The 16,312-nt window shown below is 49.1% G+C and carries 17 protein-coding genes and 1 pseudogene; 3 read left to right on the top strand and 15 right to left on the bottom strand.

Annotated features, from left to right (window positions below):
• Nucleotides 1-777, bottom strand: a pseudogene (locus AC1RRX_RS18920) (CDP-glycerol glycerophosphotransferase family protein); the annotation flags it as partial.
• A 4-nt stretch (nucleotides 778-781) separates the two neighbouring features.
• Nucleotides 782-1,552, bottom strand: coding sequence for a glycosyltransferase family 2 protein (locus AC1RRX_RS18915; protein WP_015240806.1), 771 nt, complete (start codon nucleotides 1,550-1,552; stop codon nucleotides 782-784).
• A gap of 280 nt (nucleotides 1,553-1,832) precedes the next feature.
• Here AC1RRX_RS18915 and gerQ point away from each other — a divergent pair, with 280 nt between their 5' ends.
• Nucleotides 1,833-2,384, top strand: coding sequence for a spore coat protein GerQ (gene gerQ / locus AC1RRX_RS18910; RefSeq protein WP_007407693.1), 552 nt, complete (start codon nucleotides 1,833-1,835; stop codon nucleotides 2,382-2,384).
• 46 nt (nucleotides 2,385-2,430) lie between these two features.
• Here the strand turns inward: gerQ and AC1RRX_RS18905 are convergent, their stop codons facing one another.
• From AC1RRX_RS18905 to AC1RRX_RS18870, 8 genes are all read right to left on the bottom strand, one after another.
• A complete protein-coding gene (locus AC1RRX_RS18905; RefSeq protein WP_007407694.1) occupies nucleotides 2,431-2,802 on the bottom strand; it encodes a DUF423 domain-containing protein in 372 nt (123 codons plus the stop codon).
• Nucleotides 2,803-2,865: 63 nt separating this feature from the next.
• Nucleotides 2,866-4,185: a purine/pyrimidine permease gene (locus tag AC1RRX_RS18900; protein ID WP_007407695.1), complete on the bottom strand. Its 1,320-nt coding sequence runs from the start codon at nucleotides 4,183-4,185 to the stop codon at nucleotides 2,866-2,868.
• 18 nt (nucleotides 4,186-4,203) lie between these two features.
• Complete coding sequence (locus AC1RRX_RS18895; protein WP_015387535.1) at nucleotides 4,204-4,626, bottom strand: YwdI family protein; 423 nt, start codon at nucleotides 4,624-4,626, stop codon at nucleotides 4,204-4,206.
• A gap of 60 nt (nucleotides 4,627-4,686) precedes the next feature.
• The gene (locus AC1RRX_RS18890; protein WP_144463829.1) at nucleotides 4,687-5,370 is read right to left on the bottom strand and encodes a uracil-DNA glycosylase; all 684 of its coding nucleotides are present in this window, start codon (nucleotides 5,368-5,370) and stop codon (nucleotides 4,687-4,689) included.
• A 14-nt stretch (nucleotides 5,371-5,384) separates the two neighbouring features.
• The gene (locus tag AC1RRX_RS18885; protein WP_007407698.1) at nucleotides 5,385-6,191 is read right to left on the bottom strand and encodes a glycosyltransferase family 2 protein; all 807 of its coding nucleotides are present in this window, start codon (nucleotides 6,189-6,191) and stop codon (nucleotides 5,385-5,387) included.
• An 84-nt stretch (nucleotides 6,192-6,275) separates the two neighbouring features.
• Complete coding sequence (locus AC1RRX_RS18880; protein ID WP_108725257.1) at nucleotides 6,276-6,803, bottom strand: hypothetical protein; 528 nt, start codon at nucleotides 6,801-6,803, stop codon at nucleotides 6,276-6,278.
• Between the two features lie 44 nt (nucleotides 6,804-6,847).
• Complete coding sequence (locus AC1RRX_RS18875) at nucleotides 6,848-7,483, bottom strand: permease prefix domain 1-containing protein (protein ID WP_108725256.1); 636 nt, start codon at nucleotides 7,481-7,483, stop codon at nucleotides 6,848-6,850.
• Nucleotides 7,476-7,814 (bottom strand): PadR family transcriptional regulator, encoded by a 339-nt coding sequence (locus AC1RRX_RS18870; protein ID WP_003150960.1) that lies wholly within the window; start codon nucleotides 7,812-7,814, stop codon nucleotides 7,476-7,478. The genes AC1RRX_RS18875 and AC1RRX_RS18870 overlap by 8 nt, the downstream gene beginning before the upstream one ends.
• 149 nt (nucleotides 7,815-7,963) lie before the next feature.
• Between AC1RRX_RS18870 and AC1RRX_RS18865 the strand changes: the two genes are divergently transcribed.
• Nucleotides 7,964-8,776: a bifunctional hydroxymethylpyrimidine kinase/phosphomethylpyrimidine kinase gene (locus tag AC1RRX_RS18865; protein ID WP_007407701.1), complete on the top strand. Its 813-nt coding sequence runs from the start codon at nucleotides 7,964-7,966 to the stop codon at nucleotides 8,774-8,776.
• A gap of 31 nt (nucleotides 8,777-8,807) precedes the next feature.
• Here AC1RRX_RS18865 and AC1RRX_RS18860 read toward each other — a convergent pair whose 3' ends face one another.
• The 5 genes from AC1RRX_RS18860 to AC1RRX_RS18840 all read right to left on the bottom strand — a co-directional run bounded on the left by AC1RRX_RS18860 (nucleotide 8,808) and on the right by AC1RRX_RS18840 (nucleotide 13,353).
• A complete protein-coding gene (locus tag AC1RRX_RS18860) occupies nucleotides 8,808-9,083 on the bottom strand; it encodes a hypothetical protein (protein WP_042635591.1) in 276 nt (91 codons plus the stop codon).
• A 63-nt stretch (nucleotides 9,084-9,146) separates the two neighbouring features.
• Entirely contained in the window at nucleotides 9,147-10,586 is a 1,440-nt protein-coding gene (locus AC1RRX_RS18855; protein ID WP_144463828.1) for a sucrose-6-phosphate hydrolase, read from the bottom strand.
• On the bottom strand, nucleotides 10,583-11,965 hold the full coding sequence (locus AC1RRX_RS18850; RefSeq protein WP_144463827.1) for a sucrose-specific PTS transporter subunit IIBC: 1,383 nt from the start codon (nucleotides 11,963-11,965) through the stop codon (nucleotides 10,583-10,585). Before AC1RRX_RS18850 ends, AC1RRX_RS18855 begins: the two co-directional genes overlap by 4 nt.
• A gap of 219 nt (nucleotides 11,966-12,184) precedes the next feature.
• The gene (locus AC1RRX_RS18845; RefSeq protein ID WP_007407705.1) at nucleotides 12,185-13,015 is read right to left on the bottom strand and encodes a PRD domain-containing protein; all 831 of its coding nucleotides are present in this window, start codon (nucleotides 13,013-13,015) and stop codon (nucleotides 12,185-12,187) included.
• 23 nt (nucleotides 13,016-13,038) lie between these two features.
• Nucleotides 13,039-13,353 carry a hypothetical protein gene (locus tag AC1RRX_RS18840; RefSeq protein ID WP_003150952.1) on the bottom strand — a complete coding sequence of 105 codons (315 nt, stop codon included), beginning with the start codon at nucleotides 13,351-13,353 and terminating at the stop codon, nucleotides 13,039-13,041.
• A gap of 526 nt (nucleotides 13,354-13,879) precedes the next feature.
• On the opposite strand from AC1RRX_RS18840, the gene AC1RRX_RS18835 reads away from it, so the two are divergent.
• Nucleotides 13,880-16,291 (top strand): S8 family peptidase, encoded by a 2,412-nt coding sequence (locus AC1RRX_RS18835; protein WP_144463826.1) that lies wholly within the window; start codon nucleotides 13,880-13,882, stop codon nucleotides 16,289-16,291.
• Nucleotides 16,292-16,312 lie beyond the last annotated feature (21 nt).

The following is a 16,312-nucleotide window of genomic DNA, read 5'->3' as shown; positions in this document are numbered from 1 at the left end:
GCAGCCTTTTGCTTTATACCACTCCGCTTCATAAGCCCCGAATACGGCCTGATAGTCCGTAAATACGGGCAGAAACGGTTCATCTCCCATAAGCGCTCCGTGCTGCAGACAGATGCTGACGGCGTTTTTTTTCGCGCACGTCAGCGCCAGCACACGGCTGTAAATATCCTCCGTCGTGCCGACTACAACGGCGGAAATCTTTTCGGCCGTAAACAAAATATCAATGGCGTCAATCGCTTCAATAAATAACGGGATGTCTTTATACAAACGTTCCTGAAATTCTCTGTTTCCGAAAGCGGGATGGCTGTGAAGCTCTTTCAGAATGGAATGGGCTTTTTCAATATAAGCGACGGGGTTCCCTTTTTGCCCCATTCCCGTCAGCTCCAATTTGCAGATAACGGGCAGCCCGTAATGGTCAGGCAGACTCCATCTGGCCAGTACCGCTGTTTTTGCCGGGTCAAACTGCCGGTAGTTTCCCTCGGTGAACCGAAGATGATCGAAATGCAGAATGACTTTTCCGTTTACCGGTTTCTCATCTGTTTTCTTAATGTTTTGCCTTTTTTGATCATAATATGGCTGTATACCGGCTTCGGGAATATGCTGATCAGCCGGACCGAAAAGCTCTGGGTTCTGCTCCATGCTCTCCCGAAGCGCCGGACTGATATATTGATAAAAATTACTGATCAATGCGAGCGGGATGTCTTTGTAGCGAAGTGACTGAAAAAGGTCAATATACTGCCGGTACAGCACCCAATAATTCGCTAAGTATGCCGACAAGCCCTCACCCCTTTCCAAGCTTTTTTAATGATTCCCTCAGCTCCCGGCACGTGGTCTGCTGCGGAAGGCTGTTCACAAACTCGTTTTTTTCCGCCGCGAAAAGCTGATAATGGATGGATTGATCGGTAATATAATTGATATCAAGCTCCTCAGAAATCGGGTAAAACGGATAAAAATGATTCACTCTCCAGAAGAAACGGGCGTCACCGATCCGGTAAAACGCGGGGCTTTCATCCCAATAGGAACCGAATGCCGATTTGACCTGTTCCAGCACGGAAAACCGGTGCATGACCGAACAATGGTCAATGGCGCACGGCGCGTTCCACACGATCCGTTCGGCGGGCCTGGCCGTCTCCTTCACCGTCTCTTTCCGCTGATTCAGATGATAGGTTTTGGAACTTGAATACACGACGGCTTTTTCCGGGTCTTCATCAAGCTCTTTCACCATTTTCTCAAGCCGTTCCGGCACATACGTGTTGTCGTCGGTCGCATACGTCACGTACTCGCCCTCCGCCATTTCTATTGCCTGATTAATCAAGGCGGCGTAGCGTGTTTTTTCCGTTCTTTCTTTGACGCCCGATACATCGCTTTGATAAAACCGGATGCGGTCATCCGTGAGAAAAGGACGTATTTCCGCCAATGTCGCTTCATTTGAGTTGTCATCCATAATGAACAGCTCAAAGTCCGTAAACGTCTGAGACAGAATACTTTTAATAGAGCGGGCCACATAGTCACTTTTGTTATAGCTCGTCATGATCACTGACACTTTAGGCAACTCGTCACCCCCTTTTCGCACCTGAAACTACCGCTATCATATGTTCCTTATGCGGAAGATGCGCTAGGAATACAGACTATTATGTGAAAAGTCAGCATTGCGCGCACAAAAAAAGCCGGCTCTGATGTCCGGACTCATTGGAGCGTATTTTCTTTTTTCGCATAAATCTTTCTTTGGGCTCATATGGTGGAATAGATAAAAACAGCAGCCGCTCTGTCGGCTGTCTGATACTTGTCAGGAGGTTTCAGCATCAAGAGGTTTTCATCAAAGGAGGAACAATATGAAACCGAAAAAGAATCAATATCAGCAAATGCAGGGGATGGGGATGGGAATGGGAATGGATATGCAAGGATACCAGCCGCAGCTCGGGCCTAATCCTTATCCGCAGCCTCAGGGCCAAGGATCACAAATGATGCCGATGCAGCAGCAAATGACAATGCCGATGCAGCAAGGCCAGCAGAGCTTCGGCGGGGGGTTCCCCGGCCAGCCGCAGCAGCAGGGCGGCGGCAGCTTTCAGATTCCGTCAGGTCCATCATCGTCACAAAACGTTCCCGGCATGCTGCCGATTGAAGAGTCATACATTGAAAATATTCTGCGGTTGAACCGGGGCAAAACGGCGACGATTTATATGACATTTGAAAACAGCAAAGAATGGAATTCAAAGATTTTCCGCGGTGTGATTCAGGCAGCGGGACGTGACCATATCATCATCAGCGATCCGAAAACGGGCACCCGCTATCTGCTTCTGACCATTTACCTTGATTACATCACGTTTGATGAGGAAATCGCTTATACTTATCCGTACTCCATGTCTTCTTATTCTCCGAGATAAATCAAAAAGCCAATCGCTCATTTGACAGAGGATTGGCTTTTTTTCTTTATAAATATTTGACGGCCGCGACGATAATCATAATCCAAGAGATGATAAACGCCACGCCGCCGAGCGGTGTAATCGCGCCGAGAATGGAAATCTGCGTCACGCTCAATACGTACAGGCTTCCTGAAAACAGAACGATGCCCGCAAACATCAGCCAACCCGCAACAGAAACACTGCCTGCGCCAGAAAGCTTTTCGGTCAAAAACGCGACAGCCAGAAGACCGAGCGCGTGATACATATGATATTGCACGCCTGTGTGCCACACCTGCAAATATTTATCGGGGATTTTCCCTTCAAGCCCATGCGCGCCGAAAGCGCCCAGCGCCACGGCCAATAAAGCGTTAATCGCACCAAGAATAATAAACACTTTCATCTATTTTTCTCCCGCCTTTTCGTTAAAGTTTCCAATTCAATCATAACCCAACATCGGCAAAATTCAACGTCCGCCGTCCGATGACACGAGATTGTCGGATTTTTTCTTTTTGATAAGCTGGATTCGGTCAATCGCTATCGCCAGCAGCGTCCCGAGCACAAGACCGTTGCTTAAGAGCGAAATCAGGATCGGATGCATCCCCGATAACGCGCTCTCCGGCACAAACATTACGCCGACCCCCGTCAGGAGCGCCAGACCGATAATGGAGCGGATTCGTTTTTGCTCCGCTTTCTCATAAGAGTCAAACTCCGTAAAGGCGAGACCGGCCATCGTGGAGAAAACGACGAAGTTTACCGCAAAGCCGACCGGTGAGGGCAGACTCGCAAACGCATTCATAAATAGCGGGATCATACTGATGATCACGACAAATACACTTCCCAAAAGAAACGGCTTTTTCGAAGGAAGCTTCGTCGTCTCAATAAAACCGGCCGCCCCTGAAATCGGCACAGGCGCAATGCCCCCTGACAGTCCGCTCAAAAGGTGGCTGATCGAAGCCGCAAACCCAGCCGGACGCTCACGCCGTTTCCCGACGGTGCCGCCGAATTTTTTCACCGCCGCTTCTACAACCCGGATGCTCGCGAGCATATTGACAATCAAAAGCACGGTAATGAAAAGTGACGTAATGATCAGGCCGCTGTCAAACACGGGTTTTCCAAACGGAAAAAGAGCCGGCAGCTGAATCACGCGGTCCGGTATTTGAATCGGTTTGGCAGCGCCGAAGACGGCGAATAAGATCCATCCGCCGGCAAGCGAAAGGAGAATCGCATACTGTCTTAAGAACGTAACATTCGATCGGGACATGATGAACATCGCCGCCGTCACAACCATGGCGAGCCCGAATACAAGGCCGTCGACGCTGTTTTTTAAATAGCCGATGCCCAAAAGGCCTTTCACAATCGGCTGACTCAGCTGCATGACCAACAGCAGCAGATACACACCGGTCACAACCGGCGTAAACAGCACGGCCAGCCGTTCAATCACTTTAAAAAGGCTGAACAAAAAGAAAAAGACAGCGCTTAATAACAGCGCCCCCTGCAGCGCCCGCAGCGTCTCGCCGAATGTCGCGAACACCGTGCCAGTCAGTCCGCCGTAAATCGTGTATACGCCCCACCATAAGCCTGCCGGGCTTTCATTAATCGGCAGACGATGTCCCTGGAGACATTGGATGACCGCGGCGACGCCAAGCACAAAAAATGTGCTCTGAATCAATGCGGCAGAATCGGCATGGTTCAAGTGAAATGATTGTGCGATGGCGACAGGAACTACAATCGCAGCCGCAATCATAAATGCCGTCCATTGCAAACCCCCGAGTATCAGTTTCAAGTCAATCAACCTCTCCTGTTAAAAATCGAAAATGGAATCCCCGTTTCCGTCTTCCTCACGTTCGTCTTTCGCTTTTTTCTGATATTGGTTCAGCCCGGCGCTGCCCATCATTTTTTCAAGCAGCAGCGGGTCTGTCGAAGGAGACGCGGAAGGTTTCGGCGCCGCTTTCGGAATCGGATTCTGCACAGGCGCCGGAGCGGTGTGCGTCTGAGTGCCGAGCACGACATCACACAGAGAGCGGATGGCGGCCGCGTGCATTTTGACCTCCTCGGTGCGGGTCGCCGTTTTCGCCTGCCTCAGTTCTTCTTCCATCTTCTGAATCAAAGCAGAGATATGTATGTTCATGAGTAAATCCTCCAGCAGTAATTTGTCTTCTTCCTGCATTTTATCAAATTTCTGAGCGAATCGCAGAATTGAGTTTGTTATTTTTTCTGACGGCATACCGCCCTGAACGCCAAAAAAGGCGCTTTCCGCCGGGCGGAAGCGCCTCAAAAAAACCGTTTATTGCGGCAGGTCGGGGATGCACCAGTCGATCGGCTGCTCCCCCATTTTTTCAAGGGCGGCGTTTGTATGGGAAAACGGTCTGCTCCCGAAAAAACCGTTCCTTGCCGAAAACGGGCTCGGATGAGTCGATTCAATAATAATGTGTTTCGATGTGTCAATGCGCTCTTTTTTCATCTGCGCGTGACGCCCCCATAGGATAAAGACAATCGGCTTCTCTCTTTCATTCACCACATCAATGATGCGGTCAGTGAGCCGCTCCCATCCCTTGCCTTTGTGGGAATTGGCCTGACCGCGGCGAACCGTAAGCACTGTGTTTAACAAAAGCACTCCCTGCTTCGCCCAGCTGACGAGCGATCCATGGTTCGGTACGGAGCAGCCGATATCGTCCTGAAGCTCTATGAAAATATTTTTCAAAGACGGCGGCTGCCTGACCCCGGGCTGAACGGAAAAACTAAGCCCGTGCGCCTGTCCTGGCCCGTGATATGGATCCTGTCCGAGAATGACCGCTTTTACATCCTCATAGGGCGTATAATGCAAGGCGTTAAAAATATCATGGCTGTCAGGATAAATCGTTTGGCTGCTGTATTCTTGTTTCAGCATTTCTCTCAGCTCTTGATAATACGGTTTGTCAAATTCATCTTTCAGCTGATTCCACCAGCTGTCTTTTAAAAGCTGTTTCAAACTGTCCGTCCCCCTTATGAACTGTGCAGTCTTGAATGGACGGGCTTTCCGTCCCACACAATGTCAGTCGGCGCCTCCCGCCTCTTCATGTCCGGCTCTTCAAGAAGAACCGCAAAGTTTTTCGTCGGGAGTTCTCCAAGCCCGTGCTTTTCGCTTAACCGGTCTAAGTACCGCTTCCGTTTGCCGCCGAGATCCGCGGACTGATTGCCGCCTCCCTCAAAAAACGCATATATGACGCTCGCGCAAGGAACACGCTTCACACGGTGCTGTTTCGCGGCGCGCAAATAAAAGTCCCAGTCCCAATAATTATGGACATCCGGATCAAAATACCCCAACGTGTCATGCAGAGAACGTCTGTACATGCTGCCTGACGGAACGTACGTGGAAAATACCCGCATATCCGCATAATCCGCCGTATAGGCGAACGGCTTTCGTGACACCGGGTATCTCGTGCCGCCCCGTTCTTCAAATGACACAATTTCCGCGTCAGAATGGACAAAATCCGCATCAGCAAGTGCAGCCGCCATTCTTTCCAAATGGCCCGGCGTAATGAAATCATCATCATCGCACAGCATGATACAATCACCCGACGCTTTTTTCACACCTGCGTTCCGAGCTTCCACATGTCCGGCATTCTGTTCTAAATCAATAATCTGAATCGGCAGATCGCTGTACAGCTGCTTCGCTTGTTCGACCGATTCCCCGGCATCATTTACAATGATCACTTCATAAGGCTTTATGGTCTGCATGGAAATCGACTCCAGCAGCTCACACAAAGCCGGAATCCGATTATACGTGACTATGACAATTGATATATTCATGATCCGCTCCTTCTGCTTTTTCTCATGTTCTATTAAAACATAAAGCGGCGGAGAGATCAGGGGGGATTTTTGATTTCGGCCCATTCAGAAACAAATCCAGGTCATGCCCGCCAGCAAAACGAGAATGATCAGAAGGTCTCCCCAAACAGTGCATACCGCCTTGGCATTAAGTCTGCCCGCCTCCATGGCGTTCCAAAGTTTTGATTGATAAACAGGCACCAACACCATCGCATAGCTTGTGCACAAGCAGACAAAAGCCGGCGGGACAAGCGCACATCCATCCTCACCCCAATCATGAATCAGTTCCGGTATACTCACCCCGCTGTCAATGTACAAGTATAATATACCCGCCAGCGGAATGAGCGAACTGATCTGCAGCTCGAAAAGTTTCACCTTCCACTCACGCGCAAACGAAACGGCCCAAATCCATCCCAGCGCATAAAATAATAGAAGAAGCAAAATACTGAAAACAACAAAAACAGCGTCTTGCATCCCATTCAGAACCATAATAAAAAGACTCACAACGGGCAATGCAAGAACCAAGCTGCAGACGGTAAATACGGTTACGGCTATTTGGGCGCACGCGCCGTACATCCACGAACCTAATCTCATTTTAACACCCCTATATAGATTCCCTATGTATATAGTGAAAAAGATCAGGCAAGTCTCTGCCTGCCTGCGTAAAAACCTATTTTTCCGCAAAACGGAAAACATACCGTCACAACGGCGCATACTGCCGCAAAACTCGGTGTGACCGCCGAAGGAAACAGCCCAGCCGGAACCAGATTGAACAAGAAGACAAACATAAAACATAGATTCGGCACAATTGAAGCCCATACCGTCCGCTCAGCAAGCTTTTTGCCGCCAGCCCCGAACTCTTTGCCAGCTTGATAGCCGATTTGGAACCAATACAGCACATAACCGATCATAATCAGCCATACTGACACGGAAATCCCTTTCCACAGCGCGTCAACAGCGGGATGAATCCTCCACGCGTGCATCATCGTAATCATCGCCCCCATCACAAAAAGACCGCAGTTGCAGAACAGATAAAAGAGCATAAAAGTCCGCGCGGGCACCGCCGAAGCTTTTTGAAAAGCAGAGATAATCTCAGACGGAGTCCCCACTTCCCGCAGAATAAGCTCCATCGCTTCGCTTTCGGTTTTGCCTTTTTCCAGATGATCACAAATGGCATGATGAATATGGCTTTCGATTTCTTTTAATAATTCACGGCTTCCGGCCTTGCCTTCCAGCCCTTTTCTGATTTCCTGCACATAAAGGTCTTTATCCATTCTGCCCGCCCCGCTTCAGCATCCGGTCCATCAGAGCAGAGAACAGATTCCATTCCTTCGTCCGTTCGGCTAGAATGTTTTTTCCTTCATCGGTGATCCGGTAATATTTTCGGTCCGGCCCTTTGGTCTGCTTTTCCCAGTAAGAAGAAATATAGCTTTGGCGTTCAAGCTTATGAAGCGATGGGTACAGCGTGCCTTCCTTCATTTGCAGTTCATTCCCGCTTCTTTTCTCCATTTCTTTCACAAGTTCATACCCGTACATGGGCCGTTCATTCAGCAGCGTCAGCACCAGAATGACCGTGCTTCCCTTTACAAGCTCCCTGTTGAGCATTTATTTTCTCACCCTTACCTAGTAATCTTATGTAGGTATTGTACGCACATCCCCCGCGGCTGTCAAATCATTCCTCCAAGCCTTCCGTATTGTGATCGGAAGAAAATCTAACTATAATGAGATATAAAACACTGATGGAGGCCATTGATATGTCAATGCACAAAGCACTTACTATTGCCGGTTCTGATTCCAGCGGCGGCGCGGGAATTCAGGCCGATTTAAAAACATTTCAAGAAAAAAACGTATACGGAATGACGGCTTTGACCGTGATCGTAGCGATGGACCCGGAGAACAGCTGGGATCATCAAGTATTCCCGATCGATGCCGATACGATTCGCGCACAGCTGGCGACGATTGTTGACGGAATCGGCGTAGACGCCATGAAAACGGGAATGCTCCCTACCGTGGAGATCATAGAGCTTGCGGCGAAAACGATTAAAGAAAAACAGCTGAAGAATGTCGTTATCGATCCTGTCATGGTCTGCAAAGGAGCGAACGAAGTGCTGTATCCGGAGCATGCCGAAGCGCTTCGCACCCAATTGGCGCCTCTGGCAACCGTCATCACGCCAAACCTGTTTGAAGCAAGCCAGCTGAGCGGTATGGATGAATTAAAAACGGTGGAAGACATGAAAGAAGCGGCCAAGAAAATTCACGAACTCGGCGCGAAATATGTATTGATTACAGGCGGAGGCAAATTGAAACATGAAAAAGCGATCGACGTGCTGTATGACGGAGAAACCGCGGAAGTATTAGAAAGCGAAATGATTGATACACCTTACACGCACGGAGCCGGATGCACATTCTCCGCCGCCGTGACGGCAGAACTGGCCAAAGGCTCTGAAGTGAAGGAAGCCATCTATGCGGCAAAAGAATTTATCACCGCGGCAATCAAAGAATCCTTCCCGCTGAACCAATACATCGGACCGACTAAACATTCGGCGATGCGTCTTAGCGGAAAATAAAATAAATATCCCCCTCATTACCCGAGGGGGATTATTTCATTTTTTTCGCGGATGACCGCAAAAACATCTCAATAGACTGCACAAACAGCGCATATTCCTTCATCTGTTCATATGTATGCATCAGCCGATCACTCCATTCATTGTGCGGCTCAGCTCTCTTGAGCATGCGATTCAGCTGAAGCAATACTTCTTTATATTCTTCCCGCTTATCTTCCACTTGCTCTGCGGCTTTGACAAGTAAACATTTCGGCGTCATCTTCTGATTTTTCAAAACTGAGAAAACAACTCCTTTTATTCCTGGAATCATAGGCTTTCGTTTGAAGAATAGCACAGATGGCATAGGTTTCACATAAGAAAAAAGAACGATTTTCTACAAAAGTGTCCAAATTGAGCCATTTATTTCCGTTTTTCCTGCCGAAGTGACGGTTACGTCATCATTTCCCGGGAAAGGAAAATATCTGGCGCTGAATACCTCTTCTCCATCATTCAAAAACAATTCAATCGAGGATGCATCCAGAAAGAGCTGCACGGAATGCACCTCGCTGATGGCGCAGCTTCTCTTTTCTTTTTCTTCTCCGCTGAAAGCGGTGCGCTCCAGCACAGCCAGCCCCTCTTCCTGATGAAATATAAACCGGGCCGCGCCCCGAATTGAGATTTCAAAACCGGATTCGCAAGTGATGTCCTCCAGCAGCACTTCAGCCCGGGACGCATCTTTCACCGGGAGGCTTACAGACGAGCAATTCAATTGAAGACGGTGCTTTTGTTCATCCGTGCGGCGTGATTTCATTTCCGAAAGCGGGCGCTGTATGATTCTGCCGTTGGACAGTGACAGCTGTCTCGGCATCGTTAAGCAGTGAATCCAGTGATACGCATGGGTCGGATGTTTGTCCTCATGCTGATCCGGAACGCCCATCCACGCGAACAGAATCCTCCGTCCCTTATCATCTTCCAGCGTCTGCGCCGCATAAAAATCAAATCCTCTGTCAAGCTCCGTAAATTCACCGTGCTTAAACTCTGGCGGCTCTGTATGCAGCCTGCCGAGGAAATAGCCCGCCTGGTGGCTGTTATGATATTTTATCCCGTCGGATTCAAGCCCCTGCGGACATACGAGCAGCACGTCGGTTCCGTCAAGGGAAAACAAGTCGGGACATTCCCACATATAACCGAATGACCCGAGACCGCCGGAGTCCGCTCCCGCAATCGAACCGAGAAACGTCCAATCCGTCAAGTTCTCTGATGTGAACAATACAGCGCTTCCGGTGAGCTTTTCTGTCTGCGCGCCAAGCACCATGTAATACGCTCCGTCTTTCTTCCAAACCTTCGGATCACGGAAATGAGCGGTATAGCCTTCCGGGAGACGAGCGACGACTCCTTTTTTTTCAAATACGATCCCGTCTTCGGATACGGCGAGGCATTGATACGTTTCCCGATTGCCTTCTCCGTCACGGACATTGCCTGTGTACATCAGGCAGAGCCGCCCGTCTTTTTCGATGGCGCTTCCGGAATAGCAGCCGTTTTTGTCATACCACTCACCCGGCGCAAGCGCGATTTCTTCCTCTTTCCACTCAACGAAATCCTTCGTCGTCACATGCGCCCAAAATTTCGCGCCGTGCCCCGTATGAAATGGCTGCCATTGAAAAAACAAGTGATATACGCCGTTCCATTGGATCACGCCGTTCGGATCATTTAAAAGCCCGACCGGCGGCATAATATGATAGTTCTGGCGGTATGGATCTGACGCGGCTGTTTCTCCCCGCTTCTTTTTTGCTTCCTCAGCCTGCAGGCGCAGCTCTTGATCCGGTGTCCTCATTTGACGGCCTCCTTTTCTTTAGCTCCCATAATGTAAGCGGCAATAAACGCCGAGACAGAGGCGATGCCCATTCCGATCAGATAGTTTATAAGATTTCCTAAACCGAGCGGAGCCGTGATGGCAATCATCGGAATTCCGGTCAGACCGTAGGCATTGGCGGCGACACCGGTCACCACGACATAGGCTCCGCCCAGCGCTCCGCCGATCATTCCCGCGATAAACGGCTTGCGGTATCTTAGGTTCACACCGAAAATGACTGGTTCGGTTACACCGAGAAAAGCGGAAAATGCGGCCGGCAGAGCGATTTCTTTCATTTTCGCTTTTTTCGTCAGGAAAAATACAGCCAGTCCCGCCGCGCCCTGAGCGACATTCGCCATCGACCAGATAGGAAGGATATAGTTTCTGCCCAAATCAGCGATGAGGCCGGCCTCAATCGCATGAAAGCTGTGATGCACACCGGTAAGCACAATAAGCGGATAAAGACCGCCGAAAAGCAGTCCGGCAACAATGCCCGCATGATCATACACATATGTCAGCGAGACGGTAATGCCTGATCCGATCGCCCTGCCAAGCGGACCGATTGCGATAAAGGTGATAAATCCTGTGACAATCACCGTGACAAACGGCGTGACCAATAAATCGAATGCGTGAGGCACAATTTTTCTCGTGCCCTTTTCCACTTTGCTCATAATGTAAACGGCTAACAGTACGGGGATGACCGTCCCTTGGTAGCCGAGCAGCGCAATGTCGAAGCCGAAGAGCTGCATAAAATCAGGCGATGCATCCGCAAGCCCCCACGGATTCAAAAGCGCCGGATGGATCATAATTCCCCCGAGCACGGCACCAAGATAGGCATTACCGCCAAATTCCTTCGCCGCGCTGAACCCGATGAATACGGGCAGGAAGATAAACGCCGCGCTTGAAAACATGTCTAAAAGCTTAAACAGCGATGATTGTTCAGACACCCAGTGAAAAGCCTTCATCATGCCGAGCAGCCCCATTAAAAGTCCGCTTGCCACGATAGCCGGAATGATGGGAACGAATATGTTAGACAGTGTCTTCGCAAATCTTGCGGCCGGATTCAGCTTTTTTTTCGCTGCGTCCTGATGTGTCTCACGATCCTCCCGCCCCAAATCGGCTTCTTTTGAAAAAGCGTCATACACTTTATTCACGAGGCCGGTGCCGAATATAATCTGATATTGCCCCGAGCTGCTGAAAGCCCCTTTTACGCCTTCTATTTCTTCAATGCCGGCCTGGCTGATCTTCTGTTCATCTTGAATGACGAGCCTGAGCCGCGTCGCGCAATGTGTCGCGCTGATGATATTTGATTTCCCTCCGATATGTTTGATAAGCTGTTTTGCCGTTTCTTGATAATTCATGATGTATCCCCCTTTCTAAAATCAAAAAAGACCTAAAATTCGCCAACGAAAAAGGTCAGCATGATCCCTTTTTCATGTACGCAAATTTTAGGTCTTGCCTGCATTACCAGTCACAATCCCGCCGGATTCAGTTTTTTTAATGCGCTTTCATTCTATTTCATGATAGCGCTTTCGTCAATATGTTTTCAAAAAAAAAGTCTGTTTCTCGAAACAGACGCGTTATTCCGGGTTTTTTTGCAGACGCTGGACATGCAGCGTGATATAGCCGGCCTCGGATTCCGGCAGCTCCAAATCATATTCAGTTTTTAAAAACGCCGCCAGTTCAAGCGCACACCGATAAGCAAACGGATACTTTTTTTGGATGAAATAAAGCATCTCCTCGTCCATGGAATGGAGTGCTTCATTTGAGTCCAACCGGCTGACCGCATACCGTAAGTGCGTGACGAGGCGCTGATAGGAAATACTGTCTTCATCCACCTTCTGTTCGAAAAAGGATTCGATCTTTTCGATCATTTCTTTGATCATGGTTGTATGCTTCATCGCCGAATACATGCTTTTGGCATCCGCCTTGGCAGTGTGGATATGAAGCGCGATATACCCCGCCTCATCATCAGGCAATGATATACCGAGGGTTTGTTTCACGTGTTCAACCGCCCAGCGGCCGATCTCATATTCTTTTTTATAAAGCGCCTTAATTTCATGAAGCAATCGGTTATGCACCTGAAGGCCGTTTTGAATCCTTTCGATCGCAAAGGATAAATGGTCCGCCAGCGCAATGTGGATGTGATCGCTCAAAGGTGCCGCAAGCTCTCCCTCCGCATGGCTGATGATATCTTCAGCCGCCTCTATATGCTCTTCGGGAAGCGTTTCTAACACTTGTTTGAACTTTTCATTTTCGTCGTGCACGACAAATATTTTTTCAATTTTATGTTTTTGAATCACATCATTTTTTCTCTTTTGAAAAGCGATTCCGGGACCCATTACGATCTTTTCCCGTCCGTCTTCTTTTATTAACGCCGCATTGTTATTTAATACTTTGTCTATTCTCAAGAGGTTCGCTCCCGTTCATATGTTTAGTGGGATTGTACCCTCTTTTTCATATGATGTAAAGGTGCCGGACCCGCGCGCTCCCGTTTCGGCAATTCTTTGCGGACAGGCATCCATCGGTTTTTATCCAGCCTGCCGCGGGCCGATTTCGTTTCATCGGTCAAATCCGCCGATCGGACACGGCTCACAAACGAAAAAGCCCCAGCCGTCCGCTTCGCTTTCTTATGATAAGCCGCTTGGTTTCCGTACACGGCGGCTAATGGATATCTTCCGTTACCCGGCGCCATCCAGTTCATCAGAAAGACCATCCACACCCGTAAAGATACTAGCAAACGTTTCATTGCAAATCATCCCTCCGCTTCTTTTTGACAGACAGCTTGTTCGCAGGCCTGTTTTTCTCTCCGCTTTAACGGAAAAGGCGGCCGATCCTTCTCCGCTAAAAACTAGCGGGTCTAGCAACCCTATGACTCTATGATAGACGCGGCCGGGCGAATTGTTTGTCACAATATGAGTGAAAAAACAAACTAGTTTTCAGAAGTTTTGTTGAAAGCTGATGGAAATGACCTGAAAAATGGAAAAGCCGATAAAAAAAGTTATACACACCTTATCCCTTGGTTAAGCACAGCTTAAACACAGGGCATATCCACATATCCACAAACTCGATCTATATTTTGTATAGGAACACTCGTTCCCGACAATATATATACACAAATTTATTCAGTTATACACAGGATTCTGTGTATAACTCCCTCCTTATTCACAGACCAATTTCCATAAATGAGTCATATGTCACAAGGATTATTTTGAATTTTCAAGAAATATATACTAGATTTCTAATTTAGATAAAGAAAAAAGGGGGAAACACGATTGAAAAAAGGAATCATCCGTTATCTGCTTCCGGCTTTTGTCTTATCCTTTACCTTATCCACAAGTTCACAGGCTGCGCCGGCTTCAAAACCGCAAACTCCTGATCTTGAGAAGGCTGAGGTGTTCGGTGACATTGATATGACCACCGGAAAACAAACGACAGTCATCGTGGAGCTGAAGGAAAAGTCACTGGCGGAAGCAAAGGAACTCGGCAAAGCACAGACAAAAAGCAAGCTGAAAAGCGAACGCGCAAAAGTGAAAAAGAAAGCGCTCAAAACCATTAAACACGGAAAAATTAACAGGGAATATGAGCAAGTGTTTTCCGGCTTCTCCATGAAACTCCCGGCAAATGAAATCCCCAAACTGCTGAGTGATCAGGATGTCAAAGCGGTTTATCCGAATGTCACCTATCATACCGATCAGCTCAAAGATAAAGACATCACCCTATCTAAGGATGCCGTGTCTCCGCAGATGGATGACAGCGCGCCTTATATAGGGGCAAATGACGCGTGGAAGCTCGGCTATACGGGTAAAGGCGTCAAGGTTGCCATTATTGACACCGGTGTCGAATATAAACACCCTGACTTAAAGAAAAATTTCGGACAATATAAAGGATACGATTTTGTGGATAACGACTACTATCCTGAAGAAACACCGTCCGGTGATCCGAGAGGCGCGTCGACTGACCACGGAACTCATGTCGCGGGCACGGTAGCGGCAAACGGAACGATTAAAGGCGTCGCGCCGGATGCTACACTCCTTGCCTACCGTGTGCTCGGTCCGGGCGGAAGCGGAACAACGGAGAACGTCATCGCCGGCATCGAACGCGCCGTACAGGACGGAGCGGATGTCATGAACCTTTCTCTCGGCAATTCTGTGAATAACCCAGACTGGGCGACAAGCACGGCGCTTGACTGGGCGATGTCAGAAGGCGTCACGGCCGTTACATCAAACGGAAACAGCGGGCCGAACAATTGGACCGTCGGCTCTCCGGGAACGTCCAGAGAAGCCATCTCCGTCGGAGCGACACAGCTGCCGCTGAACGAGTACGCCGTCTCCTTCGGTTCCTATTCCTCAGCGAAAGTAATGGGCTACAACAAAGAAGATGACATAAAAGCACTGAATAAAAAAGAAACAGAGCTCATAGAGGCGGGTATCGGCGAGCAAAAGGATTTTGAAGGCAAAGATCTGAAAGGAAAAGTAGCGGTCGTCAAACGGGGCAGCATCGCCTTTGTGGATAAAGCAGACAACGCCAAAAAAGCGGGCGCGATCGGTATGGTTGTGTATAACAATGCCCCGGGAGAAATTGAAGCCAACGTACCGGGCATGTCCGTGCCGACGATTAAGCTTTCATCAGAAGACGGCGAAAAACTCGTCAGCCAATTAAAAGCGGGCGGCACAAAAGCGACATTCAATTTATCCGTGGCTAAATCGCTCACTGAACAAATGGCAGACTTTTCGTCACGCGGTCCGGTTATGGACACGTGGATGATTAAACCTGACGTCTCCGCTCCCGGCGTAAACATCGTCAGCACCATTCCGACCCATGATCCGGCCGACCCGTACGGCTACGGATCGAAGCAGGGAACGAGCATGGCTTCCCCGCATGTAGCCGGCGCAGCTGCCGTCATCAAGCAGGCCAAACCGAAATGGAGCCCGGAACAAATAAAAGCCGCTCTCATGAACACGGCCGAAACCTTAACGGACGCGGACGGTGACGTATACCCGCATAATGCGCAAGGCGCCGGAAGCATCAGAATCATGAAGGCGATCAAAGCAGACTCCCTTGTCGCCCCGGGAAGTTATTCTTACGGAACGTTTATGAAAGACAAAGGCAATGAAACGAAAAAAGAAACCTTTACGATTGAAAATCAATCGTCCATCAGAAAATCATATCAGCTCGAGTACTCTTTCAACGGCACGGGCATTACCGTTTCGGGCACAGACCGGGTCGTGATCCCCGCTCATCAAACCGGAAAGGTCAATGCGAAAGTAAAGGTCAATGCCAAAAAAGTAAAGGCAGGCACCTATGAGGGAACCGTCACAGTGCGAGAAGGCGGAAAAACAGTCGCAAAAGTGCCGACGCTGCTGATTGTAAAAGAGCCGGACTATCCGCGCGTGACGTCAATCGACGTGCAGGACGGCACAACGCAGGGAACCTACCAAATTGAAACCTATCTTCCGGCGGGAGCCGAAGAGCTTGCCTTCCTTGTATATGACAGCAATCTTGACTTTGTCGGCCAAGCCGGCATCTACAAAAAGCAGGATAAAGGCTATCAATATTTCGACTGGAACGGCAAAGTCAATGGTGACAGCGCACTGCCGGCAGGAGAATATTATATGCTGGCCTATGCCGCGAACAAAGGGAAATCAAGCCAGGTGCTGACTGAAAAACCTTTTATCATTGAATAACCGAACAACCCTGCTGGAGCA

Source organism: Bacillus sp. GW821-FHT11D08 (assembly GCF_058808515.1).
The sequence above is the reverse complement of the archived record's forward strand: the minus strand, read 5'-3'. Positions and strand labels throughout refer to the sequence as shown.